The organism is Psychromonas aquimarina ATCC BAA-1526 (genome assembly GCF_000428725.1).
Lineage (GTDB): Bacteria > Pseudomonadota > Gammaproteobacteria > Enterobacterales > Psychromonadaceae > Psychromonas > Psychromonas aquimarina.
In genome coordinates this window covers 1-25,048 of sequence record NZ_AUAM01000019.1, presented here as the reverse complement: position 1 = coordinate 25,048, position 25,048 = coordinate 1, and the positions used below count along the sequence as shown (strand labels likewise).

General features: G+C 42.6%; 25 protein-coding genes, 1 rRNA gene and 1 riboswitch. Of the genes, 12 read left to right on the top strand and 14 right to left on the bottom strand.

The window, feature by feature from the left end; translation table 11 throughout:
- Positions 1-17 precede the first annotated feature (17 nt).
- The 4 genes from G337_RS0108485 (at position 18) to G337_RS0108465 (ending at position 5,199) form a co-directional block, all read left to right on the top strand.
- Complete coding sequence (locus G337_RS0108485) at positions 18-812, top strand: substrate-binding periplasmic protein (RefSeq protein ID WP_028863511.1); 795 nt, start codon at positions 18-20, stop codon at positions 810-812.
- 420 nt (positions 813-1,232) lie between these two features.
- Positions 1,233-2,093, top strand: a complete 861-nt coding sequence (locus tag G337_RS25855; RefSeq protein ID WP_037027262.1) for a carbonic anhydrase — start codon at positions 1,233-1,235, stop codon at positions 2,091-2,093.
- 24 nt (positions 2,094-2,117) lie between these two features.
- On the top strand, positions 2,118-3,785 hold the full coding sequence (locus tag G337_RS0108470) for a methyl-accepting chemotaxis protein (RefSeq protein WP_028863510.1): 1,668 nt from the start codon (positions 2,118-2,120) through the stop codon (positions 3,783-3,785).
- Between the two features lie 664 nt (positions 3,786-4,449).
- The gene (locus tag G337_RS0108465) at positions 4,450-5,199 is read left to right on the top strand and encodes a PEP-CTERM sorting domain-containing protein (protein ID WP_028863509.1); all 750 of its coding nucleotides are present in this window, start codon (positions 4,450-4,452) and stop codon (positions 5,197-5,199) included.
- 76 nt (positions 5,200-5,275) lie between these two features.
- Here G337_RS0108465 and G337_RS0108460 read toward each other — a convergent pair whose 3' ends face one another.
- Entirely contained in the window at positions 5,276-6,283 is a 1,008-nt protein-coding gene (locus G337_RS0108460) for an adenosine deaminase (RefSeq protein WP_028863508.1), read from the bottom strand.
- Positions 6,284-6,363: 80 nt separating this feature from the next.
- Positions 6,364-6,463: riboswitch (purine riboswitch) on the bottom strand.
- Between the two features lie 417 nt (positions 6,464-6,880).
- Here G337_RS0108460 and rsgA point away from each other — a divergent pair.
- Entirely contained in the window at positions 6,881-7,921 is a 1,041-nt protein-coding gene (gene rsgA / locus G337_RS0108450; protein ID WP_037027261.1) for a ribosome small subunit-dependent GTPase A, read from the top strand.
- Between the two features lie 373 nt (positions 7,922-8,294).
- Here the strand turns inward: rsgA and hemW are convergent, their stop codons facing one another.
- From hemW to G337_RS0108415, 7 genes are all read right to left on the bottom strand, one after another.
- Positions 8,295-9,437, bottom strand: coding sequence for a radical SAM family heme chaperone HemW (gene hemW, locus G337_RS0108445; RefSeq protein WP_028863506.1), 1,143 nt, complete (start codon positions 9,435-9,437; stop codon positions 8,295-8,297).
- Positions 9,438-9,515: 78 nt separating this feature from the next.
- Positions 9,516-10,118 (bottom strand): RdgB/HAM1 family non-canonical purine NTP pyrophosphatase, encoded by a 603-nt coding sequence (gene rdgB, locus G337_RS0108440; protein ID WP_028863505.1) that lies wholly within the window; start codon positions 10,116-10,118, stop codon positions 9,516-9,518.
- Between the two features lie 25 nt (positions 10,119-10,143).
- Complete coding sequence (locus G337_RS0108435) at positions 10,144-10,584, bottom strand: DUF4426 domain-containing protein (RefSeq protein ID WP_037027260.1); 441 nt, start codon at positions 10,582-10,584, stop codon at positions 10,144-10,146.
- A 26-nt stretch (positions 10,585-10,610) separates the two neighbouring features.
- Positions 10,611-10,904: a DUF167 family protein YggU gene (yggU, locus tag G337_RS0108430; protein ID WP_028863503.1), complete on the bottom strand. Its 294-nt coding sequence runs from the start codon at positions 10,902-10,904 to the stop codon at positions 10,611-10,613.
- Positions 10,904-11,446 carry a YggT family protein gene (locus G337_RS0108425; protein WP_028863502.1) on the bottom strand — a complete coding sequence of 181 codons (543 nt, stop codon included), beginning with the start codon at positions 11,444-11,446 and terminating at the stop codon, positions 10,904-10,906. Before G337_RS0108425 ends, yggU begins: the two co-directional genes overlap by 1 nt.
- Positions 11,447-11,476: 30 nt before the next feature.
- Positions 11,477-12,301, bottom strand: a complete 825-nt coding sequence (gene proC, locus G337_RS0108420) for a pyrroline-5-carboxylate reductase (protein ID WP_028863501.1) — start codon at positions 12,299-12,301, stop codon at positions 11,477-11,479.
- Positions 12,302-12,354: 53 nt separating this feature from the next.
- Complete coding sequence (locus tag G337_RS0108415; protein WP_028863500.1) at positions 12,355-13,053, bottom strand: YggS family pyridoxal phosphate-dependent enzyme; 699 nt, start codon at positions 13,051-13,053, stop codon at positions 12,355-12,357.
- A gap of 20 nt (positions 13,054-13,073) precedes the next feature.
- On the opposite strand from G337_RS0108415, the gene G337_RS0108410 reads away from it, so the two are divergent.
- From G337_RS0108410 to yaaA, 3 genes are all read left to right on the top strand, one after another.
- On the top strand, positions 13,074-14,108 hold the full coding sequence (locus G337_RS0108410; protein WP_028863499.1) for a type IV pilus twitching motility protein PilT: 1,035 nt from the start codon (positions 13,074-13,076) through the stop codon (positions 14,106-14,108).
- Between the two features lie 11 nt (positions 14,109-14,119).
- Positions 14,120-15,235: a PilT/PilU family type 4a pilus ATPase gene (locus G337_RS0108405; RefSeq protein ID WP_028863498.1), complete on the top strand. Its 1,116-nt coding sequence runs from the start codon at positions 14,120-14,122 to the stop codon at positions 15,233-15,235.
- Positions 15,236-15,331: 96 nt separating this feature from the next.
- Positions 15,332-16,105, top strand: a complete 774-nt coding sequence (yaaA, locus tag G337_RS0108400; protein WP_028863497.1) for a peroxide stress protein YaaA — start codon at positions 15,332-15,334, stop codon at positions 16,103-16,105.
- Positions 16,106-16,194: 89 nt separating this feature from the next.
- Here yaaA and G337_RS0108395 read toward each other — a convergent pair whose 3' ends face one another.
- The 3 genes from G337_RS0108395 to G337_RS0108385 all read right to left on the bottom strand — a co-directional run bounded on the left by G337_RS0108395 (position 16,195) and on the right by G337_RS0108385 (position 19,936).
- Complete coding sequence (locus tag G337_RS0108395) at positions 16,195-17,727, bottom strand: hypothetical protein (protein ID WP_028863496.1); 1,533 nt, start codon at positions 17,725-17,727, stop codon at positions 16,195-16,197.
- Positions 17,728-18,047: 320 nt separating this feature from the next.
- Positions 18,048-18,857: a Cof-type HAD-IIB family hydrolase gene (locus G337_RS0108390; protein ID WP_028863495.1), complete on the bottom strand. Its 810-nt coding sequence runs from the start codon at positions 18,855-18,857 to the stop codon at positions 18,048-18,050.
- Complete coding sequence (locus G337_RS0108385; RefSeq protein WP_028863494.1) at positions 18,845-19,936, bottom strand: alpha/beta fold hydrolase; 1,092 nt, start codon at positions 19,934-19,936, stop codon at positions 18,845-18,847. The genes G337_RS0108390 and G337_RS0108385 overlap by 13 nt, the downstream gene beginning before the upstream one ends.
- A gap of 106 nt (positions 19,937-20,042) precedes the next feature.
- On the opposite strand from G337_RS0108385, the gene G337_RS0108380 reads away from it, so the two are divergent.
- Entirely contained in the window at positions 20,043-20,285 is a 243-nt protein-coding gene (locus G337_RS0108380) for a hypothetical protein (RefSeq protein WP_028863493.1), read from the top strand.
- A gap of 56 nt (positions 20,286-20,341) precedes the next feature.
- On the opposite strand, the gene G337_RS0108375 is transcribed toward G337_RS0108380, so the two are convergent.
- Entirely contained in the window at positions 20,342-22,063 is a 1,722-nt protein-coding gene (locus G337_RS0108375) for a proline--tRNA ligase (protein ID WP_028863492.1), read from the bottom strand.
- 160 nt (positions 22,064-22,223) lie between these two features.
- Here G337_RS0108375 and G337_RS0108370 point away from each other — a divergent pair, with 160 nt between their 5' ends.
- On the top strand, positions 22,224-22,778 hold the full coding sequence (locus tag G337_RS0108370; protein ID WP_028863491.1) for a rhomboid family intramembrane serine protease: 555 nt from the start codon (positions 22,224-22,226) through the stop codon (positions 22,776-22,778).
- On the opposite strand, the gene tsaA is transcribed toward G337_RS0108370, so the two are convergent.
- The gene (gene tsaA / locus G337_RS0108365; RefSeq protein ID WP_028863490.1) at positions 22,759-23,463 is read right to left on the bottom strand and encodes a tRNA (N6-threonylcarbamoyladenosine(37)-N6)-methyltransferase TrmO; all 705 of its coding nucleotides are present in this window, start codon (positions 23,461-23,463) and stop codon (positions 22,759-22,761) included. The genes G337_RS0108370 and tsaA overlap by 20 nt on opposite strands.
- Before the next feature lie 2 nt (positions 23,464-23,465).
- Positions 23,466-23,849 (bottom strand): Rcs stress response system protein RcsF, encoded by a 384-nt coding sequence (gene rcsF, locus G337_RS0108360; RefSeq protein ID WP_028863489.1) that lies wholly within the window; start codon positions 23,847-23,849, stop codon positions 23,466-23,468.
- Positions 23,850-23,934: 85 nt separating this feature from the next.
- Here rcsF and gmhB point away from each other — a divergent pair, with 85 nt between their 5' ends.
- Both gmhB and G337_RS0108350 read left to right on the top strand, forming a co-directional pair.
- Positions 23,935-24,492, top strand: coding sequence for a D-glycero-beta-D-manno-heptose 1,7-bisphosphate 7-phosphatase (gene gmhB / locus G337_RS0108355; RefSeq protein ID WP_028863488.1), 558 nt, complete (start codon positions 23,935-23,937; stop codon positions 24,490-24,492).
- A 396-nt stretch (positions 24,493-24,888) separates the two neighbouring features.
- A 16S ribosomal RNA gene (locus tag G337_RS0108350) occupies positions 24,889-25,048 on the top strand; the annotation flags it as partial.

The window sequence follows — 25,048 nt, the reverse complement described above, 5'->3', positions numbered from 1 at the left end:
CACTACAGAGAGGTTGTATGAGTGCAGTAAAAACTATTTTATGTTTTTTTATTCCGCTTCTTATCTCTTCTGCCTCTTTTTCTAAAGAGGTTGATCAGCTTTATCTGATGACAGAAAACTATCCTCCCTATAACTTTGAAGAAAATGGTCAGTTAAAGGGGATATCTATTGATCTTATGGCATTGATATTAGAAAAGTTAGACTCAACCCAGAGCAGAAGTGATATTGCTTTATTACCCTGGGCCCGCGCTTATCAGTACCTGTTGACCAAAAGTAATACCTGTTTGTTTTCTATGATGAGACTGGAGGAAAGAGAGAATCTATTTAAATGGGTGGGGCCGATTATTCCAATAAACATAGGGCTTATTGCTAGAAAGGATAGTCATATTATGATTAATTCAATCGGCGATCTTAAAAACTATAGATTGAGTACTACCCGCAGCGATGCGTCTGAACTGCTTTTAGTTAAAGCGGGTATTGAGTTGAAAAGTCTAGATCGTGCCGCCGGGGGCATTGATGCTAATTTACTCTCTATAAAGAAATTAATTTGGGGGCGGAGCGATGCCTGGGTATATGATGAGGTTAGCGCGGGGTGGATACTTGAAAATAATGGTTACGCCCCTGATGAGTATGAAATGAAGTACGGGTTATCAACCGGAGAACTCTATTTTGCCTTTCATATTAATACATCAGATGATCTGATTGCAGAGATGCAGAATGTTTTAGATATGCTTAAAAGGGACGGTTCATATCAGCAAATAGTCGACAACTACATTAAGGATAGTGAGCCGTATGTTGGCAGGGATTATTAAGTACGCATCAATTTTACCCTGTGCCGTAAATTGCTTTTCTGCTATGGGGATGCGGGAGCTGAACCTTCCTGCCGGCCACATTAAGTATCGTTATAATATCAGTATCCAGAGAACAACAATTAGTTATTTGTTTAACAGGTTTAATTTTAAATTTATCTGCTCAGCACATAATGCAGTTGTAATTAACTGCTGCATTACAACTTTATAAATAGCAAAGGAAAAGCAAGGCACCGTCCCGAGCTGCAGAAAGCCTTAGTACTATTGCCTGCCCAAAAAGCTTCGGCTCTCTTAAATTATTAATAAACGGACTGTTTTACAAAATCTCTGTCTCCCTTGAGTTTCGCTGGACAGAAGTCAGATAAGGGCTAGATTTATTAGTATGCTTATTCCTTCAGAGTAAAAATTGTAAAGGAAATACAGATGAAAGCGATAAACATACTACGCGCAGGCATCCTGTCTGGTCTCTTAGCTGTAACTCTTTTTCCTGCATCACAGCAGGTCTCTGCGTCCAGTTCAAATAATGATAAAAGCAGTCATTCGATACATTGGAGCTACTCTGGTTCAACCGGACCTGAGCATTGGGGCAGTATCGCAAAGGAGTTTGCTCTCTGCAGCAGCGGTATGCGCCAGTCTCCAGTTGATATTGAGTATGACTACCCCGCTGAGTTATATCCGCTGCGTTTTGAATATCAGCAGGTTCCTTTGAAAGTCGTGAATAACGGGCATACCCTGCAGGTTAATTATGACAGTCCAGTACAGCAAAAGACGGTCAGCATTGCTGGAAAATCTTTCCCGATTAAATCAAAACCTGTTTATAACAGTAAGCTGATGCTGGGCGATGTACCCTATAAACTGCTGCAGTTTCATTTTCATACGCCTAGTGAGCATGCTGTTACGGGCGAACGCTACGCCATGGAGGTTCATCTGGTGCACCAGAGCGGCGATGGAAACTTAGCTGTGGTAGGCGTTCTGCTGAAACGCGGTGCGCAGAACCAGATACTGCAGAAAGTGCTCGATAATGTTTCCGGCACAATCAACAGGGTCAACCTGGTAACGGGGAGCTCGATTAATGCTTCGGATCTCCTGCCTGATAACCGTCTGTACTTTCATTACACAGGTTCATTGACCACGCCCCCCTGCAGTGAAAATGTTAACTGGCTGGTAATGAAAAATACAATGGAGGTATCGGATCAGCAGGTTAGCCGTTTTGCACAGCTGATTGGTGCTAATGCCCGCCCTCTGCAGGAAGTACTCTGGCGGACTATGCTGCTTTCAGAATAACAGGGTTTTGATAAGGAAAATAAAATGAATAACCTTTCGCTAAAAGCCAAACTAATGGGCAGTGCCGCTATACTGATCGCTCTGCTTATGTTCAGTGCCGGTTACGCTATATATTCGATGAATAATATCGGCCGGGAGCTGACAGCTGTCGCCGAGCAGGATATCCCGCTTACAGAAAAAATTACTGCGATCACTACTCATCAGCTGGAGCAGTCGATTCAGTTTGAGCGGGCTCTGTACTACGGCATTCTTTTACTGCAGGAGGATGATGCCGTCGGACATTTCCAGGAGGCTGTCCGGGAATTTGATGAAGGCACTGAAAAGATTGATGAAGAAGTGCTTACCGCAGAATCAATGGCTGAAGATGCAATGAAAGGGGCCTCTGGAGAGGCACTGAAAGAATTTCAGTCAGTAGAGCAGGCATTAAAAAATATTGAAAGCGAGCATAAAGATTTTGTTGAACATGCTCACAGCGTATTTATTATGCTGAGCAAAGGGGACTTACATAAAGCAGAAAAAATGGCTGAACAGGTCCATCATGAGGAAGAGCAGCTTAATAGTGAACTGGAAGAGCTTCTGACTGAAATAGGCCGGTTTACCGAGGCTAGTGCCAGGTATGCAGAGGATTATGAACACTCCGCGATTTCTATGCTTGTTATTATCGCTACTGTAAGTATCGTTTTTGGTATTGTTACGAGCTGGTATACTACTAGTACCATAATTAACGGGATCCGGGCGGCGATTGTCACCGCATCAGGCGATCTTAGCCAGACCATTGAAGTAAAAAGTTCAGATGAGATAGGTGAGCTGCTTACTGCGATGAACGGCATGCGTGAAAAGCTTCTCAATTTGTTCTCGGAAATTTCAGAAATGACTGCCCAGTTGTCGGCCGCTGCGGAAGAGGTTTCTGTTGTCGCAGGTCAAACCAGCCGGATAGTTGAAGTGCAGCGCGGCGAGACAGATCAGGTGGCCACTGCCATGAATGAATTTACTGCAACCAGCCGTGATGTTGCATCAAATATAGCGGTCACCGCCAGTTCTGCCGCCCATGCAAATGAACAGACCAATGACGGCACAATCGTTGTGCGGCAGACGATAGAGCAGATCGATCAATTAGCCCTGCAGTTAGAAACATCGGCACAAGCTGTTTCCGAAGTAGAGCAGCAAAGCGGCGCTATTACCTCAATGCTGGATGTTATCAAAGGAATCGCGGAACAAACCAACCTGCTCGCCTTAAATGCGGCTATTGAGGCCGCTCGAGCCGGAGAGCAGGGGCGTGGTTTTGCTGTTGTTGCTGATGAAGTGCGCACGCTTGCCAGCCGCACCCAGCAGTCAACCGAAGAGGTCAACGGCATTATAGAGAAACTGCAGAACGGCTCTCAGCAGGCTGTAGTTGTAATGGATAAGAGCCGTGAGCAGTCAAAAGCCGCGGTAGACTATGCCAGTCGTTCAGGAGATGCATTAGAACTGATTGCAAAAGCGATGGATGAGATAAATCAGATGAGTACTCAGATTGCCAGTGCTTCAGAACAGCAGAGCGCGGTATCGGAAGAGGTTAATCAAAATATTACTAATATTCTCAGCACTTCTGAGGAATTAGCTTCAGGTGCGAAGCAGACGGCTCAGTCAAGCCAGGAACTAGCCGAGATCAGTATCCGTCTGCAGAATCAGGTAAATCAGTTCCAGAAATAAAAATTTTTAACCGCATCGAGTTTGAGGGCTCTTAAACGGTCTGTGGATGATGAGAAAACGAAACGCAGTTAGAGCGATTTATGTATTTTTAACTACTGTAAAATTAAAACCACAAGTGTTTCTTTTATAACACTCTGCCGGCGCACTGTTCATTGGGCCGGCAGAGCCTGTCCGCGTATAAAGCAGAACTAGCACTCAGTTCGCAGCATGTTTTCATTTGCTAAAGCCGTCGTTCGGCGTTCGCTTTATAAAAATGTAAACGGAAATTCCGCTGCCGTTTTTCTTTTAAAAAGCAAACGTCTTCCCACTGCCTCATAAAAAGTGTCAATACTTTTTACACTACTAATCTGGCTGCTTCACTGCCGCATACAAAGTGTTAATAATTTTTTACATCACTAATCTGCTGAGCCCATTATCGCATAAAAACTGTCAGCATTTTTTTACACTGCTGATCTTAGGTACTGTATTTGGCTGATTTTATTTAACATTAATAGCTGCATAAAAATGCAATTCAAGCTCAATTCAGTAATACATATTCTAAGTGTCAGTATATTTTACACTTAGAACATGTTGTTTGCTTAAGTTGCTGATTTTACTGGTTATTAATTGTGGTATAGCTATTTATGATATAATAAGTACCTCTCATTGATATAGGTGAAAGCTAATGAACAAACAGCTAGGACGTTTATGCATTGTCTTTATAGTGAGTACGCTCCCTGCGGTTGCTTATGCATCTCCAATTATTGGAACTCCCACTACATCCACAGGAACAACTGCTGTAGTTAACTCCTCTTACTACAACGCGGCGACTGGTGCGGTAAAATATTTTATCCCTATAGATAATACAATGAGTGACGGAGTATACGGAGTTGACGGTTATGGTCTGTCGTCTGACAGCGGCAGCACGCCTCTCGGCAGTGCAACTTTAGATATGTACCTATATTTTGATATAGCGCCGGGAATGACGGGCACATCACTGACATTGTGGTTTGATGATCTGGATCTGGCAGACATAAATACACCAACAGGTTTCTTTGAAACACTTGCTTTTAATGAATCCGTTAACGGCGAACTTGGCGGTGATATTGTCGACGAGTTTGTGTACACCACATGGCAGGGGCTTGAAGCTTTAGCTAATGTTTCCTTCGGTGGTCCAATCCCTAATAATAACCGAAATGTTTCAATGACTATTTCAGGTTTAAATTTAGAGGATGACTTTAGGTTAAACCTTCAATTCACTTCTTATGATAACAATCTGCACGGGTGGTACCGGAATACTGCTGAATATCTGTCAGCAAAATTAACCGTGGAACCGACGCAAGTTCCTGAGCCTCAGACAAGCATACTGCTTGCGGCAGGTATACTTGTTATGGCAATAGCAAGACGCAGAAAACAGAAAACTGCTGTTTTATAATACTTATGCAGCCAGAGCCTGATTAGCTGGCTCTGCCTGCATAGAAGTGAAGACGTTTCACTTTCTGCAGTAATCGTTATTGATGCACTTCTAAATATCTCTGAGTTACTGTTTCTAGTGCTTTTTTCTCATCTTCAGAAATAAAACTTGCTTCAATAGCGTTAAAAGTAAATTGAGCTATTTCAGCTTTATCCAAAGAGTGTGCATCACTTACCGCTAAAAAGTTATCGGTCATATAACCGCCGAAATAGGCGGGATCGTCAGAGTTAATGGTTACACACAAGCCCCTGCGAAGAAGATCAACTATGTTGTGCTCTTCCATAAAATTAAATACTTTGAGTTTAATATTGGATAACGGACAAACCGTAAGGGGAATGCGTTCCGCCGCTAATTGTTTTATCAGGGCCGGATCTTCCGTACAGCGGACGCCGTGATCAATGCGGGTGATCTGCAGTAGGTTTAATGCGTCGTGGATATTGCCTGCAGGTCCCTCTTCACCAGCGTGAGCAACAGTTAAAAAGCCCTGCTTAAGAGCTTGTTTAAATACTTGCTCAAATTTGCCCGCCGGGTGGCCGATTTCGGTGGAATCTAAACCCACTGCAGTAATTTTATCTTTATGTGCTTGTGCCTGCTCCAGTGTTTTAAATGCGGACTCTTCATCTAAATGCCTTAAGAAGCACATAATCAGTCTGCTGCTGATACCTAGTTCTGTTGTGCCTTTTACAAGTGCGCGATGAATACCGTTAACCACGGTGCTAAAATCGATACCTCGGTCAGTATGTGTCTGCGGATCAAAAAAAAGCTCCGTGTGCATTACATTGTCGTTTTTACAGCGCAGTAAATAAGCCCAGGTGAGATCAAAGAAATCCTGCTCATTGATCAGCACGTTCGCTCCCTGGAAGTAAATGTCTAGGAATGACTGCAGGTTATGGAAATTATATGCCTGTTTCACTTCAGTTATTGAGTTAAAAGGAAGATTGATATTGTTACGCACAGCAAGCTCAAACATAAGCTCAGGCTCAAGCGTGCCTTCAATATGAAGATGCAGTTCGACTTTAGGTAAATACTGGATAAATTTTTTCATGGCTAAGCTCTTAATAAATATAAATTTTACTAAGCACTTTTCTTTTGAATAACAAGACTGACAATACAAAGAGAAAAGCGCCAAAGCACTAAACTCTTCGTAATCAGGAATTACTGGTTCCTGGTAGATACCCCCGGTCCATATCACCGGGGTTATACGAAGGGAAACAAGCGGCTGTTATCGAAAACTGCCGCTGGTTTGAGCCGGGATGCTACTGCATACTGGCGCACAAGTCCATAGCTAAGCATGGATGGATACTGATCGTCCCTGTTTACGGGGCTTCTGCTGTTCTTATAATACGCAGATAAATAACTCTGAGGATATGCCCGGCAGCGTGTTAACTGTGTCTGTTTTTTCAGGAAAAGATCTGCTATTATTTTTGTATCTTAAATAAGCAAAAAGGAATAAATGATGATTGTATTAAAAACTGTTAACTGGGCACGAAACGCTTAATTCGATAAATCGAACATCTTTCCTGCCCGGTATTGACACCGGGGCTATATCTGTCTGCTTTCTGCAGATGGTTCAAATACCCCTTATAAAATTATCTTTTTGATGTAATTCATTCCAGAAGAATTGCGTCCGGGGTTACAAATTATGACCACACATTTAACACTTAGTCAGCTTGGCTGGCGACCATTTTTTCAACAGCAGCTTACTTTAGAAGAGTATGAAGGCACAGTGTTTGCCCGAATTAAAGAGCACCATCGCTCTGGTTTTAAGCTTGCATCTGAAACAGGGGATATCACACTGAGCGCCTCTCCTTCTCTGCCGCAAATTACGGTAGGCGACTGGGTACTGCTTGATAACGATCATCACTTTATACGCTGTTTTGACAGATTGTCTGAATTCAGCCGCAAAGCCGCCGGCAGCCGGCTTGAAGCGCAGCTTATTGCTGCTAATGTTGATACGGCATTTATTGTCAGCTCACTTAATCACGATTTTAATTTAAGCCGTATTGAGCGCTTCCTTGCCTTAACCAATGAAGCAGGTGTCGAGCCTGTTATTGTTTTAACTAAGGCAGATCAGTGCCGGGAGCCTGATGAGTATATTCAGCAGATTCACAGTATCAACTCGATGTTAATGGTCGAAACGGTTAATGCACTCGATAGTGAGAGCGTACAAGCACTTGCTCCTTGGTGCGGAATTGGAAAAACTATCGCTTTTATTGGCTCATCTGGAGTCGGTAAATCAACACTGATCAATACTCTGTTAGGTGATGATACGCAGCAGACTGGCGGCATTCGTGAAGATGACAGCAAGGGAAAGCATACCACCACTGGGCGGTCACTTCATGTGATGCCGAGCGGCGGTCTGCTGCTTGATACTCCAGGGATGCGTGAACTACAGCTTACTGCCTGCGCCGAAGGGGTTGCTGAGACATTTTCAGAGATCACTGAACTGGCAGAACAGTGTAAATTCGGTGATTGTCTGCACCAGAGTGAACCTGAGTGTGCAGTGCAGGCTGCTATTGAATCGGGAGAGCTGCAGGAGAGGCGTTTTAACAATTATCAGAAACTGCTTCGCGAACAAGCTCGCAACGGCGCCAGCTTAGCGGAAAAAAGAGCTGCTGATAAAGCATTGCAGAAGTATTATAAAAGCGTAATAAACGAAAATAAAACCCTTAAAATGAGATAGTTCATTAAATAAGGAGTGCATTAGATGAGCAGGGCATGTACCTGCTCAATCTTTATTCTGCTGCGTTTGTGCAGCTGACCTCAGCTCAATATTCTTATCTTCAATATATATATCTTTGTTTTTAATGGAAATATAAAATTAATTACAGGCGCTTATTAAACAAACAGACGGCTGCTTTTTGCCGCAGCAGAGAGAAAGTTCAGCCTGTTTCAGCAGCTGGTGTAATAGAGTGTAATAGAATTTATTTTGTTAAGGATGTATGCTGTTTTTGTGCTTACGCAATATAGTATTTAGTTGTATGTAGTTAATAGTAGTGCCCTCTGGCCCGTTGTTTTGCAGCGGGCCCTTTTTTATCTTCAATGTGTCTATTCTATCAATCCATAAACATTTCCAGCAGCTCGTTAAGATAACGGTGGCCTAACTCGGTTATCTGCCAGTTATTATCGTTTTCGATTAACAAGCCCTTCGTAACGGCTTTTTGAAGCGGCTGTTTAATACTGTCAAGGCCTAAACCTGTATAGGCTTCAAATTCGCTGAAGGGAATATCTTCGAATAAGCGCAGGCGGTTCATCATATATTCAAATGCCAGGTCTTCTTTATTAACTACATTTGATTCATCTAAAAACGGGCGGGATCTGTCCAAGTAGCCTTTAGGGTGTTTTATTTTACTGGTGCGGATTATTTTATTTTCCAGGGGCAGAGTAAATTTACCATGTGCGCCGCAGCCTATGCCGATGTAGTCACCGAAGCGCCAGTAGTTAAGGTTATGCAGGCACTCAAATCCGGCTTTGCTGTAACCTGAAATTTCATACTGCAGATAACCGTTAGCGGCCAGCAGTTTTTGTCCCTGTTCCTGAATCTCCCATAACAGCTCATCTTCAGGCAGTTTCGGTGGATGCGAGAAGTACTGGGTATTCGGCTCAATAGTCAGCTGATACCAGGAGAGATGCGTGGGGTTAAGATCAATGGCGGTTTGAAGGTCTTGTAATGCATCGTCAAGTGTCTGATCGGGTAAACCGTGCATAAGATCCAGATTAAAGGTTTTCATTTTCACTGCATGTGCTTGTTCGGCCGCTGTTTTCGCTTCCTCGACACCGTGAATTCGCCCCAGCCGGGTCAGCTTTTCCTGCTGAAAACTCTGCACACCGAATGAGAAACGGCTGATCCCCGACTTTTTGAAGTCAGCAATCTTCTGGTTTTCAATGGCGCCCGGATTGGCTTCTAAAGTGATCTCTATATCCTCTTTAAAAGGAATCTTCTTTTCAATTTCCGTTAATAACCAGCCGATACCCGATGCGGATATTAAGCTCGGTGTGCCGCCTCCGATAAATATTGTTTCCAGCACTCGCCCCTGTACATAAACCAGATCACTGCTTAAATCATCAACAAGGGCCTGCAGGTAATCCTGCTCTGGAATTTTACCGCGTAATTTATGTGAATTAAAATCGCAGTAGGGGCATTTTTCAATGCACCAGGGAATATGGATATAAAGACTAAGCGGCGGCAGCTGGAGCATAAGATAAACCTGTTGAACTGTCGGGAAAAAGAAGGGGATTACTGTTAGTTCCCACGCTCTGCGCAGGAACTTTGTTAATTAAGCCAGCTGTTCTTTAAGCTGTTCAACTAACATTTTTAATGCTTTACCGCGATGGCTCAGCTCACCTTTACGCTGCTTGTCCAGCTGTGCTGAGGTTGCCTGTTCGCTTTCAACCCAGAAAACCGGATCATAACCAAAACCGTTCTCACCCTGTATGGATTCGGTGATGCTGCCTTCCCATGTGCCCTGGCAGATGACTGGTGTCGGATCCAGCTCATGACGCATATAAACTAATACACACTGAAAACGTGCACTGCGCTGTCCGCTGCCGATACCTTCAAGCTTATTTAACAGCAGATCGATATTTTCCCGGTCAGTGGCATTTTCACCGGAAAAACGCGAAGAATAAATACCCGGCTGACCGCTTAAAAAGTCTACTTCTAACCCTGAGTCATCGGCTATTGCCGGTAAGCCTGTTACTTTAGCTGCATGGCGTGCTTTAATAATCGCATTTTCGACAAAAGTTGTGCCCGTTTCCGGTATTTCTGACACGCTGAACTGACTTTGCGGCAAGACCTCGATTGAGAAGCTGTTTAACAGCTCGCTCATCTCTTTTACTTTACCTTTGTTGCCGGTTGCTAATACCCATTGCTTTTTCATTGTATTTTCACTTATCTTTATCGTCTTATTCTACATAAAACTTGTGTTGAAATTTTAGTGTGCTGGTTTTATCTTGCGTTTTGATCTGAATATTAAAATTTACAATTTCTTCATTAGTAAAAGGGTAGACCGCTATGTAATAAACTGAATCTCCGCCTTTAATTTCTTTAAACTGCAGCTGTTCTGTCTGACCTATCAGGTTTTTACCCGTGCCGGAAATATCTGCACTAAGCGCTTTTAATGAGTCTTTTTTATCCAGTACTGAAATATTAACCAGACCGCTGTATCTGCTGCGTTTAATAGCGTTTTCTTTAGCGACGGCCGGCGGCAGGAATGTTGACGGCAGGGCGATATAATGAACCTGTAAATTAGAGAACTCCTGGTATTGCTCTGCGCTGCTCGAGGCACTGAAAGTCAGTAAAATAGCTGCGCAGAAGATCTGACCTAGCTGTTTAATTTTACACATGACTGCTCCTTATTATTCCTGGGTTATTAAAGCTCGTCGGCAAAAAAGTCAGGTATCTGTCTGGGACTTTTAATGCGTATTAATTTATGGCGGTTTAATGCGCCTTTTTCTACGATCACAGCGCCTTTAGCTACTTTGAACTGTTTACTTAAAAACTTTATTAAATGATTATTCGCTTTGCCGTCAACCGGGGGGGCGGTAATAGCCACTTTAAGCTCATCACCTAATAAGCCGACAAACTGATCGCGGCTGGCTTTAGGTTGTAAAACAAGGCGAAGCAGAAGATCTTCGCCTTGATGCTGTAAGTACACTGCGGACATTAAAACAGTTTGCTTAACAGATCGTTTACTAGAATCTCTAAGAACTGTAGACCGACGATAACTACAATCATCGACAGATCTAATCCGCCGATAGGTGGAACAAAGCGGCGTACCGGCGCTAATAAAGGCTCGGTCAGCTGGATCATTACGGCTTCAATCGGATTATGGCCGCGGCTTATCCAGCTTAAAATTGCACGCAGGATTAATACCCAGAAAATCAGTTTAAAGACGGCGGTTAACATGATAACCAGACCGGAAATAAGGACCACCATCAAGTTAAATGAAGCGCCCATAATCAGGCTTAATGCGACAATTTTCAGGCAGGCAACAGCAAACGCAAATACAATCGTGGCACTGTCCCAGCCGCCTATACTTGGAATGATTCTGCGTAGAGGGGCAACCACGGGCTGCGTCGCTTTGACAATAAACTGACTGAAGGGATTATAAAAATCTGCACGTGCGACCTGCAGCCAGACGCGCAGCAGAACGACCATGAGATACAGATCAAACAGGGTATTAATTAAAAAAGTAACTGAATTCATAAAACTCTCTCTTTTGTTATTTCCGCTGGGTTAAAATAATTTTTCCATCTCGGCACCGCGATCCGAGGCCGCCTGCATCGCTTTCGCGACTGTTTCACTTAAATCTAACTCGTAAAAGGTGCGTAATGCTTCTGCAGTAGTACCGCCTTTTGAAGTGACATTCTCACGCAGGGTAGATAGGTTGATATCCGGATTCTGCCTGACCATTTCGGCGCTGCCCAGTGCAGACTGCAAAACTAATAAACGTGCCTGCTCCTCATTAAACCCCATCTCTACGGCTTTTGCCTGCATCGCCTCCATAAACAGGAAGAAGTAAGCGGGTGCTGAGCCGGATGCCGCGATCACTGCATTGATCATGTTTTCATCTTCAACCCAGACTGTTTCGCCGACCGCTTCCATTAATTCACCGGCAAAGGTTTTATCTTCAGCATTTACCTGCGCTGAAGCAAACAAGCCTGTCATGCCTTTTTGTAATAAAGCCGGGGTGTTAGGCATGGTACGAATAACCGCGCTGTCTGCACCTAATAAAGACTGCAGGCGCTGCACAGAAATGCCGGCAGCAATAGAGATAACCAGCTTGTTAGTGAAATCGACTCCCTGATCCGCTAGTGCCTGGCAGACCGATGCCATAATCTGCGGCTTAACCGCCAGTACCACTACCTCGGCCCAGTCTGCCGATGCAGCATTGTTCTGACTGCCTTTAACTGCATATGATTCACTCAGTTTCTGCGTGTTTGCCGCTGCCGGATCACATGCGCAGATAAGCTCAGCAGGATAGCCGTGCTGAATTAAGCCGCTGATAATACTGCCGGCCATATTACCGGCCCCGATAAAGGTAATTTTTTTATGTAGCATTTTGTATCCTCTGATTACTAGCAGTTACAGCGCATCTATTTATGCGCACTGCTTTAACTTCTTGAGCCGAAAATATCGGTACCGATTCGAACCATAGTGCTGCCGCAGCGGATGGCACTGTTTAAGTCTCCACTCATGCCCATAGACAGCGTATCAACATCCGGATAAAGCTGCTGAAGTTTCTGATAGATGATATGGAGATCTTTAAATTGATTTTCAAGACGTTCGTTATCGCTGGTTTTTTCCGGAATTGCCATAATACCGCGCAGTTTTAAATGCGGTAGATCATGAACTTGTGAAGCTAGTTCAATAACTTGCGATAAAGTAGTACCCGACTTGCTCTGTTCTCCGCTAATATTAACCTGTAAACAGATATTAAGCTTGGCAAGTTCTGCAGGACGCTGATCATTTAAGCGCTGCGCGATTTTAAAGCGGTCAACACTCTGCACCCAGTCAAAATTTTCCGCCACCGGGCGGGTTTTATTGGACTGCAGCGGACCGATAAAATACCAGATTACAGGTTCATCGAAATCATTATCGAGGCGGATCTGCTGAATTTTTTCTACACTTTCTTGTACATAGTTTTCGCCGAAATGGCGCAAACCGGACTGGTATGCTTCTTTAATCAGGGCGACAGGTTTGGTTTTACTGACCGCGAGTAATTGGATTTCATCAGCATTACGTTGTACTTGCGTCGCTGCATGAACTATTTTTTGTTTAACGCTTGTTATTTGTTTAAAAATATTAGTCATCATAAATAGGATTTTAAATTATGGATATCACAGAATTATTGGCTTTTAGTGTAAAGCATAACGCGTCAGATCTACACCTTTCTGCAGGAGTTCCTCCAATGATCAGGGTAGATGGTGAGGTGCGTAAGGTAAATGTGCCGGCATTGGAGCATAAAGAGGTGCATAGTCTTATTTATGACATTATGAATGACAAGCAGCGTAAAGATTTTGAAGAGCAGTTAGAAACCGATTTCTCATTCGAAATTCCTGATTTAGCCCGTTTTCGTGTTAATGCATTTAACCAGAAACGCGGTGCCGGTGCGGTATTTCGTACAATTCCAAGTAAAGTTTTAACATTGGATGATTTAGGTGCTCCGGATATTTTTAAAAAAATCTCTGAATTTCCACGTGGTTTAGTACTGGTAACCGGGCCGACGGGCTCCGGTAAATCAACTACTTTAGCGGCTATGATTGATTATATTAATGACTCACGTCATGAGCATATATTAACTATTGAAGATCCTATCGAGTTTGTACATGAAACTAAAAAATCACTGATTAACCAGCGTGAAGTGTATAAAGATACCTTAAGTTTTGATAACGCACTAAGAAGTGCGCTGCGTGAAGATCCCGATGTTATTTTAGTGGGGGAGATGCGTGACCTGGAAACTATTCGTTTAGCTTTAACTGCTGCTGAAACAGGGCATTTGGTATTCGGTACTCTGCATACAACTTCTGCTGCTAAAACCATTGACCGTGTAATCGATGTATTTCCGGCCGCTGAAAAAGGCATGGTGCGCTCTATGCTGTCGGAGTCATTACGTGCCGTTATCTCACAAACGCTGCTCAAGAAAAACGGCGGCGGCCGTGTTGCTGCTCATGAAATCATGATGGGAATTCCCGCTATTCGTAACCTGATCCGTGAAGATAAAATTGCGCAGATGTACTCTGTTATTCAAACCGGGATGGTACATGGTATGCAGACTCTTGATCAGTGTTTACGTAATTTAGTAAGCCAGGGGCTTGTTTCTCATGCTGATGCGGCTCAAAAAGCCTCTGATCCGAAAACATTTTAAGGGGAACGCAAATGTTAAATAAGCTGTTAGCCAAGGCTGTTGAAGTAAAAGCTTCTGATTTGTATATTTCAGTTGGTCTGCCTCCTACGCTGAAAGTAAACGGGCGTTTAGAGTCGTTAACTAAAGTCCCTTTGACCTCAACGGAGGTTTACGCGTTATTAAAGGATGCAATGGGCGACAAGCGTTTTGCTGAGTTTAGTGAGAGCAAAGAGGCTAATTATGCGCTGCACTCTTCTAATGCTGGACGTTTCCGGATCAGCGCATTTATGCAGAAAGAAGAGCCGGGTATGGTTGTGCGCCGTATTGAAAGTCAGATTCCCAGTTTTGAGGAGTTATATCTGCCGGAGCAGTTAAAAGAAACCTGCATGGCACAGCGTGGTTTGATCTTATTTGTTGGTGCGACGGGCACTGGTAAGTCAACCACACAAGCCGCTATGATTGGTTACCGTAACCAGAATGCTTCTGGTCATATTATAACCATTGAGGATCCGATCGAGTTTGTTCATGAGCATGACCGCTCGGTGATCACCCAGCGTGAAGTGGGGATTGATACAGATTCATTTGATCTGGCTTTAAAAAACTCACTGCGTCAGGCCCCGGATGTGATTCTGCTTGGGGAAATTCGAACGCAGGAAACAATGGAGTTTGCTTTAACCTTTGCCGAAACCGGGCATCTGTGTATGGCAACACTGCATGCGAATAATGCCAATCAGGCACTGGAGCGTATTCTGCATCTAGTACCAAAGGAACGCCATCGTCAGTTTTTATTTGACCTGTCGGTGAATTTACGGGCGATTGTTGCTCAGCAGTTAATTCCAACCGTTGACGGGAAAAGCAGAAGGGCCGCATTTGAAATTTTATATAATACTCCGACAATGGCGGAAGCGATTCGTACCGGTGAGCTTCATCACCTTAAAGATATTATAAAAAGTTCAACGGAACACGGCATGCAGACATTTGACCAGGCACTGTTTAGCTTGTATGAAAGAAATATTATCGGTTACACTGAAGCACTGGCACATGCTGACTCGTCAAATGATGTTCGCCTGATGATTAAACTTAATTCAACTCAAGGCAAGAGCTCATTAAACTCCGGCATGCTGGATGATGTCACCTTAGATTATTAATTTCTGCTCAGTTATTTTCAGGCAGTTTAGTTTTCAGTAAAAAGCGGCAGAAGCCGCTTTTTTATTATCCGTTATTTAATTCTGATAGGACTCACTATGTTAGTTGTACTTTCTCCGGCTAAAACACTTGATTATGAAACTCCTGCACCTTTCTGTACATTTTCTCAACCTGAGTTATTAACTGAAAGTCAGTTACTGGTAAGCCGTTGTGTGCAGCTGGCGATGCAGGATATTGCTTCGCTGATGAAAGTCAGTGATAAAATTGCCGGATTAAATGCTGCGCGTTTTGCACAGTGGCATACCCCGTTTTCTTTAGATAATGCTAAACAGGCGGTATTTGCATTTCAAGGTGATGTTTACAGCGGCTTGCAGGCACAGAGTTTAACTGAACAGTCGTTAGATTATGCGCAGGATCATCTGCGTATATTATCTGGTTTATACGGCCTGTTAAAACCGCTGGATCTAATGCAGGCATACCGCCTGGAAATGGGCACTAAATTAGACAATAAACGTGGTGCTGATCTCTATCAGTTCTGGGGTTCAATTATTACTGATGCACTAAATGCCGCTTTGCAGGAACAAGGTGATAATCTACTGATTAATCTGGCTTCTAATGAGTACTTTAAATCGGTAAAGAAAAAAGAGTTCGCCGGGCAGATCATTACACCTGTGTTTAAAGATCAAAAAAACGGTCAGTATAAAATTATTAGTTTTTATGCCAAAAAAGCGCGGGGATTAATGGCGCGTTATATTATTGAACAGCAGTTAACTGAACTAACTCAGTTACAGGCATTTGATGTAGATGGTTATTATTTTGTTGAAAGTGAGTCCACTGCAACTGAGCTGGTGTTTTACCGGGACGAAAAGTAACAGCTGTATTATCTAAACCTGAACCCTTAAAAAAATGCCGTTCATTATCTTGAACGGCATTAATCAGCTGTTATTTTTTCTGCCTGCTTTTACATTTTTATCGGGAACCAGTTTGTTGGTGTGCCCTGGTTAAATAGAACCACTCCGGTGGAGTAGGTTTCTTTATCGACACTTTTTAATTCACCTGTATGAATCGGGTAGCTGATACCGTCAAAATCTAGCTTTAACCATTCGCCGTTCTTTTCAGTGAGCAGACTCTGCCATAAATAATGCTGACTCTGTGCAACTATGATAGGCGCCTGGATGCGCGATACGCGGCTTGAGAAACGGTAACCTTTTTCCGTGCCTTCAAATATCAGCATTTCACAACCGTTTTTAGAGCACCAGTCAAGCAGTACAACTGCATCTTTAATACCGTCTCCGTTAAGATCGAATTTTACTGAACTGAATTTGGTGTTCTTAGGATCGGTACGATGAATCTTGAAGTATTGATTAACTGCTTTCTGCATTTCTAGATCAACCTCCGGCAGCGGGCCGATTCGTTGTGAAGTAAAGGTGCGTTTTATGCGCTTATCTATAATCTCTTCGTCACCTTCCGGTGCATTCATTTTATTGAATATGAGGCCGGGTGGTGCAAACTCTGTAATGATATTATTGGTGTTTATTCTAGAACTGCTCAGAGTTAAACCTGAACGACTGAAGTTTATCTCTTCACGTATCTGTTTATCGCCTTTTCTGGTAAGCATGATGACCAGACGATCTGGAGAGTTGCTTTTCCAGAAGCCTGTTTTAATGGTGCTCTGCTTGCCGACTGTCTCTTTATACTCAACGGTAAAATTGCTGTTTAAGGTTAAGTCAGTTGTTTTTGATGCTGTTTTATTTAAATAAAAGCCGGTAAATACCAGATCACTGTTCGGCCAGCCGGGTTCTCCGCAGCCGTTGAAATCCCCCCAGACGGTCTCTACGTTGGTGGTATATCCCCAGTACTCTTTGTTTTTTAAATCATAACAATGTCCTGGTTTGATGATCAGTTTAAGCCTCTCGCCCTGTTTATTGGTTGTGTTGATATTATTAATCTGTGTTGTGCGAAAGTTTGAGTTTTTAACGCTGTAAGCCTGATTTCTTGCTTTTGTGGCAAAAAACAGCTGCTGATCATTAATATTCAGGCGCCAGTAAGGTTTATCGCCGTTAGCTTTGAATAGAAATGTATCAACGGGTTTGGCACACTGCAGTGAAGCTTTTGCTAATGCCATATGATGTACGCGGTCAATACGCATTGCCGCATCCGCTTTTTTATCTTTTTTGTCTGGAAAGATTATTTCGCCGGTAAACTCGACATAAACAGGAGTATATTTTGAGGCTGAGATCTGCTCATATATATTTCGAAGTGCGAAACTGGCATCCACGGGAAATTCTTTATTGGTATCACAGGGTTTAAAGTAACCTTTACCGTCACCTAAACTCAGCTGCCCTCTAAAGTTGCCTTCCAGAATTTTGGCGAACTCTTCTCTAATAACCGGATCCGGTTCGGGGTCCTGCTTAGGAGGCTCTTGCGGTGCTGTACTGCAGGCTGCAGTAAGAAAAAGCGGGACACTTAATAATAATAAGTTCGAGATACGCATAAAAAACCTTATTTCAAATACAGTAAGCTGTTGACAAATAATGCTGATAAGCTGAAGTATAACAGCGGTTTTTTATATTTCACTATCAGAACGGTTAACCGTGAATTATTTATGGGAATAAAGTTGTAATTGATGATTTACTTAGAATTTTCCTGATAAATCGCGGCTGTTGTTAATTTGTTTTGACGGCAGTTAATCGGGCTTGCTGTTGATCTGGTAATACTGCAGATAAATGAATGTCAGAGTTTTTTGATGATGTCTCTATGTTAAATATGCGGCGCACATTTCAGGCGCGCCGCATAGATGAAAAAATATGCAGGTTATTCAGTTGTATCCTGCTCTGATAAAATTTGATTCATCATTACTGCTACGCCGTGTTCTTTTGAAGATAGAGTCAGCTCTGCATCAGGTAATGCCCGGCGTAAAGCTTTTTGAGAGTTTGCCATCAATACCGGTTTAGCAACTACGCTGAGCATCTCCACGTCATTCATGCCGTCTCCGAAGGCAACGGCTTCTGCAAGCTGCAGACCTTTGTCTTTTAACACTGCTTTGACGGCTTCCCCTTTATTGGTACTGGCATGCATCACCTCTAAACATTTCTCTAATGAGAAAGTAAGGTTAATGCGGTCCCCGTAACGGGAGTTTAACTGTTCATAAATAGGCTGCAGGAGTTCCGGCTCAGCCCAGAAGAATATTTTAATCGTATTGCTTTTATCCAGTGCGCTTAAATCTGCGGCTGCACAGTCAAATCCTGCATCCAGGCCCATTGCGTCTAGTTCTGGTATGCAGTAATTTGCATACCAGTTATGATCAGTAAACAGGTTTATCTGCACTGCGTCATCAAATTTTGTATCGCAAATTCCCTGGGCGATATCACTGTCCAGGTTCTGTTGATGAATTATCTGACCTTCGCGGTTATGTACTCGAGCACCGTTTGAAGTAATTAGATAAATCGGGATGTCGATAGACTGCTGCAGGCTTTTAGCTTCGATGTAATGCCGGCCTGTGGCGATAACAAATTTACGCCCTTTATCAACCCAACGCTGAATACTGTCCCTAGTATTGGCGGAGATCCGATGATCTGCGCCTAGTAATGTTCCATCAAGATCTGAGACTGCTATTTTGTACATGTCAGTTTACCTTGTTGTGATTTGTTTAAAAATTGTAGAGCCTGGTTTAAAGTTGGCGCCCGGTACTGGTCTGCTTCTAATAATATTTCGTGATTCGCACCGGGGATATTTATAAACTGTGCCGAGCTGCATTCTGTTATGTTCTGATAAAATTCCTTCTGCCCTTCGGCTGTAACAACTGAATCTTCACCGGCCTGTATCACTAATACCGGGATAGTAATATTTGAGGCATTTTCTCTTGCCTGCTGAGCCGCACTAATGCTTTCTGTAACCCAGCGCATAGTCGGTGAACCAAGCTGAGTTTCAGGATACTGCTCAAAGGTATTAAATGCAGAGTTAAAACGTGACTTACTTGAGGTTAAGTTATTATCATAAAATGATTTCTTTTTATAACCGCTGCTGCCGAAAATATAACAGGGCGAATCACTAAACCAGCTGCATATTTCATCGCTGCTGTAGGCAATTATTTTTGCAATACTCTCCGGGATGCCGCCTAAATTTATAGAAAACATCGGGCTGAAAAACAGGGATGCCTGAAATGGATGCTGGTATTGTTCTAGATATAACGCACTGATTGTACCGCCCATTGAATGCGACAACAGATAATTGTGCTGGTAGTTTTTTTGTAAATCAAGTGATAATACATAGGCATTAAAATCATCAACATAATCCTGAAACTGATTCACATGACCGCGATATTTGTCGCCGCCTAAACGTTCAGAAAAACCCTGGCCGCGATGATCAATTAAATATAGATCATAACCCTGTCGGTTCAGGTCGTAAGCAAGTTCTTTATATTTTAAGGTGCTTTCATTACGTCCCTGACTAATGACAATCGCCTGGTTATTACCTGTTTTGATGCTGATCGTATAAATTTGTTTATTATCAGTCCCTGTAAAGCTGCCTGACTGGGCACTTTTTTTCCAAAAATCATTTATGTTTGGATTAAAGTTTTCGTCGAGCTGATTTTCGCTGCTGAGCTGGAAAGTGTTGTTAAGCATATCGGCGGCCGCAAAAGTAACTGTGCTGAGGGTTAGGCAGGAAAAAAACAGTAGTATCGAGATTTTTTGTATTCTCATTTATGAAATCCCAGTTCTCTTACTTTTAGATTTAAAGATTGCCATTTTAATGAGATTCTAGTGAAATGAAAGTATCTCATGGTTTATAAAATTAAAGGACTAATTAGTGAAGAAAAAATTTAGTATTCATCTTGATGCTGTTTTAGTGATAGTTATCTTATTCTGCGGCTTGATCAGTTTAACGATTTTTCAGCAGTCGCAGATTAATGATCTGACAGTAGAGAATCAGAAACTGCAGTGGAAAGGTGTAGAGAACAGCTTTAATCTCGATTCTCAAAAAAACTATATCGAAAAGCTTGAGAGACAGATTAATAATGCCGATACCGAGCAGATTGTGCATATTCAATAAAAAAAGCCGCTGTTAAACAGCGACTTTATCTTTTTTGTCAGTTTGTTTACCTGAAATTAAGCAAGTTTAGCTTTGATAAAGTCGATAACTTCTTCAATATTAACTTCCTGTTTCTCGCCGGATAAACGATCTTTATATTCGATTACACCGTTATCCAGGCTGCGGTCACCGATAACCAGAGTATGCGGAATACCGATTAACTCTGCATCTGCAAACATAATACCCGGGCGCTCTTTACGATCATCAAATAAGACTTCAATACCTGCCTGTTGTAGTTCTGCGTAGTATTTTTCAGCAAGTTCAGCAACGCGGTGTGATTTCTTCATATTCATCGGTACGATAACTACAGAGAACGGTGCAAGTGTATCATTCCAGATGATGCCGTTTTTATCATTATTCTGTTCAATCGCCGCCGCAACAATACGGGAAATACCGATACCGTAACAACCCATGGTCAGTGTCTGGTTTTTACCCTGCTGGTTAAGTACCGCTGCATTCATTGCCTGGCTGTATGTATCACCAAGCTGGAAGATATGACCCACTTCGATACCACGAGCGATAGCAAGCGTACCTTTACCACAAGGGCTAGGATCACCCTCAACAACATCACGTAAATCAGCAACTTCATAAGCGCTGATATCACGATCCCAGTTAACACCGCTTAGATGTTTGCCGGTTTCATTTGCACCACAGACAAAATCAGCTAGTTTTTCAGCTGAACGGTCCACGATAGTGCGGATAGTCAGACCCTTAGGGCCGATTGAACCTGCGTCACAATTAGCGGCTGCTTCAATCTGCTGTGCGTTAGCAAAAGTTAGCGGGCTGGCAATACCTTCAATATGTTCCACTTTGATTTCGTTAAGGTTATGATCGCCGCGTAATACAAGTGCAACAACCGGCGCCTGCTGACCTTCTTCACAACAGCCTTCAACAAGCAGTGTTTTAACTACCTGAGATGCTTCAACATTTAAACAGGCGCAAACTTCTTCAATGGTATGTACATCAGGAGTGTCAACAACAGACAGCTCTGCAGCTGGTGCCGGACGGTCAAATGCCGGAGCCAGTGCTTCTGCTTTTTCAACATTAGCCGCGTAGTCACTTTCATTTGAGAATACGATTGCATCTTCACCGCTTTGTGCAAGCACGTGGAACTCATGTGAAGCGCTGCCGCCTATGCTGCCGGTATCGGCAATTACCGGACGGTACTCAAGACCCAGGCGTTCAAAAATACGGCAGTAGGCATTAAACATTCCCTGGTAGGTTTTTTCTAAACATTCCTGCTCCAGGTGGAAAGAGTATGCATCTTTCATAGTAAATTCACGGGCGCGCATAACACCAAAACGCGGGCGTGTTTCATCACGGAATTTTGTCTGAATCTGGAAAAGGTTTAACGGCAGCTGTTTATAGCTGTTTACTTCTTTGCGAACCAGCTCTGTTACAACTTCTTCATGGGTTGGTCCTAAAACGAAATCACGGGTATGGCGATCTTTTACACGTAACAACTCACCGCCGTATTTATCCCAGCGTCCGGTTTCAACCCAAAGATCCGCCGGCTGAACAACCGGCATTAAGATTTCAATAACACCTGCGCGTTCCATCTCTTCACGAACGATATTTTCAACTTTACGTAAAACACGTAAACCAGTGGGCAGCCAAGTATATAAACCTGATGCGAGTTTGCGGATCATACCTGCACGTAACATCAGCTGGTGGCTGACAATTACCGCATCACTTGGTGCTTCTTTTTGAGTTGAAAGTAAATAGTTGGTGGTACGCATAGAAATCCTTAATTGATCACATCAGTATAAAATAAGGGCTGATTTTAACAGCGGAGTTGTTACTTCTAAAGGTTTCTTACGTTATTTATAAAATATAATTTAATTTTACTGATGCTATCGGTTATTTTGTGCCTCTATATAAAGAATTTAAGGACTAAAAATGAAACGAAATCTACTGGCCGCTAAATACAGCTTTTACATCATGCTGCTGTGCTCCGCAGTTTTTGTGCTGAATATCTTTTTACCTTTTAATCTCAATCAGTGGGGAATTGTACCGCGTTCAACCGGGCATTTAGCCGGTATTGTATTTGCTCCTTTTCTGCACGGCAGCTGGCAGCATCTATTGAGCAATTTTTTCCCATTTGTAGTATTCGGGGGACTGATTGGTTTACATAATGTAAAACGATTTTGGCTCCTGTTTATAGTGCATATCATCAGTACCGGTCTGTTAGTCTGGTTATTTGCACGCAGTAACAGTGTACATATCGGTATCAGCGGGGTTATTTATGTTTTCTGGGGATACCTTATTGTCTACGGCCTAGTGCGTAGAAAATTTATGCACATTCTTATTTCATTAGTCACTCTGTTTTTTTACGGCGGGCTGGTATTTGGCGTATTACCAACAACGCCGGGAGTCTCTTTTGAAAGTCATCTGCTGGGAGCGCTCGCCGGAGCGCTGAGTGGTTATTACTTTGCTAAATCCGAGGCTCGATAGACAGTACATTTGTCACCAGGCCTTCATTAATCCAGGAGATATTAAAATCGAGCAGGTGCACTGCGTAGGTTTTAGTGTCTGGTTTATTTTTTTTGTACGCCGGACGAGGATCCTGCTGCAGCACTTCGACAATCAGCTGTTTTAATTCTGGCTGGGTGTCTCTATGGCATTTTATGCTTTGCTGGGCTTCTGCTGAGAACTGCACATCCATTAATGATTCAGGTGTCTGCTGAGCAAAACCCGCTGACGCATGTGGTTTTGCATCTGCATAGGGAATATAAGGCTTGATATCCACAATAGGTGTGCCGTCGACCAGATCAATATTACTCAGCTGCAGATAGATTTTGCCGTTTTCCTGCTTGATACCATGAAATTCGACTAAGGATAAACCAATTGGATTCGGCCTGCTGGGTGAACGAGTGGCAAATACTCCCATACGTTTATTGCCGCCAAGGCGAGGCGGGCGGACAGTGGGATTCCAGTCATTTGTTTGTACATTTTTATGAAAAATAAACATCAGCCATAGATGGCTGAATTCTTCTAATCCGTTGAAAGCATTTATATCATCATAGGGGGGCAGGATCTCAAGCAGTGCTTTAGCACTCGGCACTAACCCAGGCTGGCGCGGTACAGCAAATTTTTCCTTATAAGGAGAATGAAGCACTGCAATAGATTCAAATGTCATGATTATTCATCTGCAGGTAAAGTAACATCAAGGGCTCTGGCGTAACATATAATGTTTGATACACAGGCCGCGTCCTGCTCAAAAGTGATACAGGATTGAAACACAATACCATTAGCATTTAACTCCGCGGCTTTTATACGTGCATTGGTCCTCGCTTGTTTAATATCAGCCGGGCGATCTATCTCTTCTTCCTGACAGCTGCTCCCTTCAACTCCTGCTATATAGACATAATCCAGATTGTCTAATTGTGACTTTTCATAAACTGTTACTTGTGAGGGTTTAAAATATTCGTCGAAATTTTCTTTGTCTAAATTAGAAGAAAATTCAAAATTACTGCAGGCGCTTAATAATAAAGGAGTGCAGAGAACAATAAGAGAACGTTTCATAAGAGACTCTTTATAAATAGTAGGAGATAGAGATGAGTGGCATAATAGCATTTTTTAAAAGACCTGAAACAAAGAAGGAAATAATATGATAGTAACTAATGGAAAACGTGCAGTTTTTCTTGATCGGGACGGCGTAATAAATATCGATAACGGTTATGTTGCAGAAGTTGATGATTTTGAATTCATTGAAGGCGTTATCGAAGCATGTCAAAAGCTCAAAGAAAAAGGTTACCTGTTAGTTGTTATTACTAATCAGTCCGGCATTGCTCGAGGTTATTTCTCTGAAGAGCAGTTTCATACATTGACTGAATGGATGGACTGGTCATTAGCGGATAGAGGTGTTGATTTAGACGGCATCTATTACTGTCCTCATCATGCTGAAAAAGGTATCGGTGAATTTAAAGTAGATTGTGACTGTCGTAAACCTAAACCAGGCATGCTGCTTAGTGCGGTTAAAGAGCTTAATATAGATGTAAGCAATTCCTTATTAGTCGGCGATAAAGTTTCAGATATCCAGGCAGGGATTGCAGCCGGGGTAAAAACTAATTATTTAGTAAAAACAGGCAAAGAGATAACGGCAGAAGGCCGGGAACTTGCCACAGCAGTATTTGATGACTTAGCTGCAGTTGTTGAACAATTATAAAAAAGAGCAACTTTGTGGATAACTAATCCTTTTTTGTGGGTAAGCTGTTTGCAAGGGAGGTATAAAAATTAATTGTAAAAATAACTCATTTTTATGCAATAAAACACTTGCCAATGTTCGTGCAGTCCCTATAATGCGACCCCACAGACACGGGACGTCAGTCACATGTTTGTAATAAAATCCTGATAAAGGATTTGCTCTTTAACAATTTAATCAAACAATCTGTGTGGACACTTATTGTTGATGTGATTTCAAAAAAATCAAAGACCTTACTTGTAAGGCAACATCAATACTTAGTGACACACGAATTAATTCATTAATTCAGAATAACCAATCATTTCGGTGATTAGTTTTAGTCAGTAATATTGAGCCGCACTTAGGTGCAAATTAAACTTTAAATTGAAGAGTTTGATCATGGCTCAGATTGAACGCTGGCGGCAGGCTTAACACATGCAAGTCGAACGGTAACAGAGGGTAGCTTGCTATCTTGCTGACGAGTGGCGGACGGGTGAGTAATGCTTGGGAATTTGCCTTGTTGTGGGGGACAACAGTTGGA

What these genes read in the sequence shown, in the direction of transcription:
- G337_RS0108485 (WP_028863511.1), top strand. Translation starts at nt 18, where the DNA reads ATGAGTGCAGTAAAAACTATTTTATGTTTTTTTATTCCGCTTCTTATC.
- G337_RS25855 (WP_037027262.1), top strand. Translation starts at nt 1,233, where the DNA reads ATGAAAGCGATAAACATACTACGCGCAGGCATCCTGTCTGGTCTCTTA.
- G337_RS0108470 (WP_028863510.1), top strand. Translation starts at nt 2,118, where the DNA reads ATGAATAACCTTTCGCTAAAAGCCAAACTAATGGGCAGTGCCGCTATA.
- G337_RS0108465 (WP_028863509.1), top strand. Translation starts at nt 4,450, where the DNA reads ATGAACAAACAGCTAGGACGTTTATGCATTGTCTTTATAGTGAGTACG.
- G337_RS0108460 (WP_028863508.1), bottom strand. Translation starts at nt 6,283, where the DNA reads ATGAAAAAATTTATCCAGTATTTACCTAAAGTCGAACTGCATCTTCAT.
- rsgA (WP_037027261.1), top strand. Translation starts at nt 6,881, where the DNA reads ATGACCACACATTTAACACTTAGTCAGCTTGGCTGGCGACCATTTTTT.
- hemW (WP_028863506.1), bottom strand. Translation starts at nt 9,437, where the DNA reads ATGCTCCAGCTGCCGCCGCTTAGTCTTTATATCCATATTCCCTGGTGC.
- rdgB (WP_028863505.1), bottom strand. Translation starts at nt 10,118, where the DNA reads ATGAAAAAGCAATGGGTATTAGCAACCGGCAACAAAGGTAAAGTAAAA.
- G337_RS0108435 (WP_037027260.1), bottom strand. Translation starts at nt 10,584, where the DNA reads ATGTGTAAAATTAAACAGCTAGGTCAGATCTTCTGCGCAGCTATTTTA.
- yggU (WP_028863503.1), bottom strand. Translation starts at nt 10,904, where the DNA reads ATGTCCGCAGTGTACTTACAGCATCAAGGCGAAGATCTTCTGCTTCGC.
- G337_RS0108425 (WP_028863502.1), bottom strand. Translation starts at nt 11,446, where the DNA reads ATGAATTCAGTTACTTTTTTAATTAATACCCTGTTTGATCTGTATCTC.
- proC (WP_028863501.1), bottom strand. Translation starts at nt 12,301, where the DNA reads ATGCTACATAAAAAAATTACCTTTATCGGGGCCGGTAATATGGCCGGC.
- G337_RS0108415 (WP_028863500.1), bottom strand. Translation starts at nt 13,053, where the DNA reads ATGACTAATATTTTTAAACAAATAACAAGCGTTAAACAAAAAATAGTT.
- G337_RS0108410 (WP_028863499.1), top strand. Translation starts at nt 13,074, where the DNA reads ATGGATATCACAGAATTATTGGCTTTTAGTGTAAAGCATAACGCGTCA.
- G337_RS0108405 (WP_028863498.1), top strand. Translation starts at nt 14,120, where the DNA reads ATGTTAAATAAGCTGTTAGCCAAGGCTGTTGAAGTAAAAGCTTCTGAT.
- yaaA (WP_028863497.1), top strand. Translation starts at nt 15,332, where the DNA reads ATGTTAGTTGTACTTTCTCCGGCTAAAACACTTGATTATGAAACTCCT.
- G337_RS0108395 (WP_028863496.1), bottom strand. Translation starts at nt 17,727, where the DNA reads ATGCGTATCTCGAACTTATTATTATTAAGTGTCCCGCTTTTTCTTACT.
- G337_RS0108390 (WP_028863495.1), bottom strand. Translation starts at nt 18,857, where the DNA reads ATGTACAAAATAGCAGTCTCAGATCTTGATGGAACATTACTAGGCGCA.
- G337_RS0108385 (WP_028863494.1), bottom strand. Translation starts at nt 19,936, where the DNA reads ATGAGAATACAAAAAATCTCGATACTACTGTTTTTTTCCTGCCTAACC.
- G337_RS0108375 (WP_028863492.1), bottom strand. Translation starts at nt 22,063, where the DNA reads ATGCGTACCACCAACTATTTACTTTCAACTCAAAAAGAAGCACCAAGT.
- G337_RS0108370 (WP_028863491.1), top strand. Translation starts at nt 22,224, where the DNA reads ATGAAACGAAATCTACTGGCCGCTAAATACAGCTTTTACATCATGCTG.
- tsaA (WP_028863490.1), bottom strand. Translation starts at nt 23,463, where the DNA reads ATGACATTTGAATCTATTGCAGTGCTTCATTCTCCTTATAAGGAAAAA.
- rcsF (WP_028863489.1), bottom strand. Translation starts at nt 23,849, where the DNA reads ATGAAACGTTCTCTTATTGTTCTCTGCACTCCTTTATTATTAAGCGCC.
- gmhB (WP_028863488.1), top strand. Translation starts at nt 23,935, where the DNA reads ATGATAGTAACTAATGGAAAACGTGCAGTTTTTCTTGATCGGGACGGC.